This window comes from Allobosea massiliensis (assembly GCF_042655245.1).
In the GTDB taxonomy this organism is placed as follows: domain Bacteria; phylum Pseudomonadota; class Alphaproteobacteria; order Rhizobiales; family Beijerinckiaceae; genus Allobosea; species Allobosea massiliensis.
Genome location: NZ_JBHSLU010000056.1, coordinates 2,501 through 5,774, shown reverse-complemented (window position 1 = coordinate 5,774; position 3,274 = coordinate 2,501). Strand labels below are relative to the sequence as shown.

Here is a 3,274-nt window from a genome sequence, read left to right as displayed (position 1 = left end):
TGCGGGCGTTTTGATCGTTTGATTTTGGTTGCGGGGGCCAGATTTGAACTGACGACCTTCAGGTTATGAGCCTGACGAGCTACCGGGCTGCTCCACCCCGCGGGGGTGTGTTTTTGCGCAGGCGTTGGGGGCCATGCGGAACGCGAACGCGGCGCTTGAGCTTTTGGGCTCTTGCGCCGTGTTCGGTTTGTTTTGTGGAGAGGGATATCCTTGACTGGCCCGGCAACGACCTACTCTCCCGGGTCTTGAGACACAGTACCATCAGCGCTGAGGAGTTTAACGGCCGAGTTCGGGATGGGATCGGGTTCTGGCTCCTCGCTCAAGCCACCGGGCCGGCGAAGGATATGGCAAGCATAGGTCTTTTGGTTCAGGGCCCGTCCGTGCGTGCGGGCGCCTGTCATGTTTCGCGTTTGGTGTCGCGGACATTGATCATGAGAACGATCAAGCCGATCGAGCAATTAGTACCGGTAAGCTGAACCCATTACTGGGATTACACACCCGGCCTATCAACGTGGTCGTCTTCCACGGCTCTCGAGGGATATCTCGTTTTGAGGTGGGTTTCCCGCTTAGATGCATTCAGCGGTTATCCCGACCGTACATAGCTACCCTGCACTGCGGCTGGCGCCACAACAGGTCCACCAGAGGTACGTCCACCCCGGTCCTCTCGTACTAAGGGCAGATCCTCTCAAATATCCTACACCCACGGCAGATAGGGACCGAACTGTCTCACGACGTTCTGAACCCAGCTCACGTACCACTTTAATCGGCGAACAGCCGAACCCTTGGGACCTTCTCCAGCCCCAGGATGTGATGAGCCGACATCGAGGTGCCAAACGATTCCGTCGATATGGACTCTTGGGAATCATCAGCCTGTTATCCCCGGCGTACCTTTTATCCGTTGAGCGATGGCCCTTCCACGCGGGACCACCGGATCACTATGGCCGTCTTTCGACTCTGCTCGACTTGTCAGTCTCGCAGTCAGGCAGGCTTATGCCATTGCACTCAACGAGCGATTTCCGACCGCTCTGAGCCCACCTTCGCACGCCTCCGTTACTCTTTGGGAGGCGACCGCCCCAGTCAAACTGCCTGCCATGCGCTGTCTCGGACCCGGCTGACGGGTCGCGGTTAGACATCCATGACGATAAGGGTGGTATTTCAAGGATGACTCCACCAGAGCTGGCGCCCCGGCTTCAAAGTCTACCACCTATCCTACACATGCCGACACGAATGCCAGCGCAAAGCTGCAGTAAAGGTGCACGGGGTCTTTCCGTCTGACCGCAGGAACCCCGCATCTTCACGGGGAATTCAATTTCACTGAGTTGATGCTGGAGACAGCGGGGAAGTCGTTACGCCATTCGTGCAGGTCGGAACTTACCCGACAAGGAATTTCGCTACCTTAGGACCGTTATAGTTACGGCCGCCGTTTACCGGGGCTTCAATTCGGTGCTTGCACACCTCCTTTTAACCTTCCGGCACCGGGCAGGCGTCAGACCCTATACGTCATCTTGCGATTTCGCAGAGCCCTGTGTTTTAGTTAAACAGTCGCTACCCCCTGGTCTGTGCCCCCGATACCTAGTTGCCTAAGCACCGGGCCTCCTTATCCCGAAGTTACGGAGGTAAATTGCCGAGTTCCTTCAGCATCATTCTCTCAAGCGCCTTGGTATACTCTACCAGTCCACCTGTGTCGGTTTAGGGTACGGTCTATTGCTGGAGCTATTTCCTGGAACCACGTGGAAGCCAGATCAATCCAGTAAGATCTGACAGCGTAAGTGATCCGTCACTACCAGCTGGCTGAGGAATATTCACCTCATTCCCATCGACTACGCCTTTCGGCCTCGCCTTAGGGGCCGGCTAACCCTGCGGAGATTAACTTTACGCAGGAACCCTTGGACTTTCGGCGACAGTGTCTTTCACACTGTTTGTCGTTACTCATGTCAGCATTCGCACTTCCAATACCTCCAGCAGCCCTCACGGGTCCGCCTTCGTCGGCTTATGGAACGCTCCGCTACCGCTTGCACACAGTGCAAACCTTAAGCTTCGGCTCGTGGCTTGAGCCCCGATACATTTTCGGCGCAGGAACCCTTGTTTAGACCAGTGAGCTGTTACGCTTTCTTTAAAGGATGGCTGCTTCTAAGCCAACCTCCTGGTTGTTTTGGGATTCCCACATCCTTTCACACTTAGCCACGAATTGGGGGCCTTAGCTGTAAGTCAGGGTTGTTTCCCTCTCCACGACGGACGTTAGCACCCGCCGTGTGTCTCCCGCACAGTACTTCTGGGTATTCGGAGTTTGGTTAGGTTTGGTAATACGGTAAGTACCCCGCACCCATCCAGTGCTCTACCCCCCAGAGTATTCACGCGAGGCGCTACCTAAATAGCTTTCGCGGAGAACCAGCTATTTCCGAGTTTGATTGGCCTTTCACCCCTAGCCACAAGTCATCCGAGACTTTTTCAACAGGCACCGGTTCGGTCCTCCAGTAAGTGTTACCTTACCTTCAACCTGCTCATGGCTAGATCACCCGGTTTCGGGTCTAATCCGACGAACTGAACGCCCTGTTCAGACTCGCTTTCGCTGCGCCTACGCCTATCGGCTTAAGCTTGCTCGTCAGATTAAGTCGCTGACCCATTATACAAAAGGTACGCGGTCACCCAGGACGAACCTTGAGCTCCCACTGTTTGTAAGCATTCGGTTTCAGGTGCTGTTTCACTCCCCTCGTCGGGGTGCTTTTCACCTTTCCCTCACGGTACTTGTTCACTATCGGTCGCTGAGGAGTACTTAGGCTTGGAGGGTGGTCCCCCCACGTTCAGACAGGATTTCACGTGTCCCGCCTTACTCATGTCCCACCTGTTCGCAGATCCGTACGGGGCTATCACCCATTGATGCGTGGTTTCCCAACCACTTCCGGTAACTTACAGGCAGGCACTGGCCTGGTCCGCGTTCGCTCGCCACTACTAACGGAGTCTCGTTGATGTCCTTTCCTCCAGGTACTTAGATGTTTCAGTTCCCTGGGTTAGCTTTGAACCCCTATGTATTCAGGGCTCAATACCTTCATGTGATCTCTGTTAGTCCGAAGACAGGCCCAAGCACAGGCTCAACGACGTCGGATGGTTCCGATGTCGTCAATAATGTCCTGTCCTTGGAATAACAGAGATCGAAGGTGGGTTTCCCCATTCGGAAATCCGCGGATCAAAGCTCATTCGCAGCTCCCCACGGCTTATCGCAGCGTATCACGTCCTTCATCGCCTCTCAGCGCCAAGGCATCCACCGAATGCTCTT

The 3,274-nt window shown here is 55.1% G+C and carries 1 tRNA gene and 2 rRNA genes (1 of these 3 only partly in view); all 3 read right to left on the bottom strand.

From position 1 onward, the window contains the following. Window positions 1-25 precede the first annotated feature (25 nt). Window positions 26-102 (bottom strand) — tRNA-Met (locus ACFPN9_RS17105). Between the two features lie 115 nt (window positions 103-217). Further along, window positions 218-332, bottom strand: a 5S ribosomal RNA gene (rrf, locus tag ACFPN9_RS17100). Window positions 333-437: 105 nt separating this feature from the next. Continuing rightward, window positions 438-3,274 (bottom strand): 23S ribosomal RNA (locus ACFPN9_RS17095) (it continues 13 nt past the right edge of the window).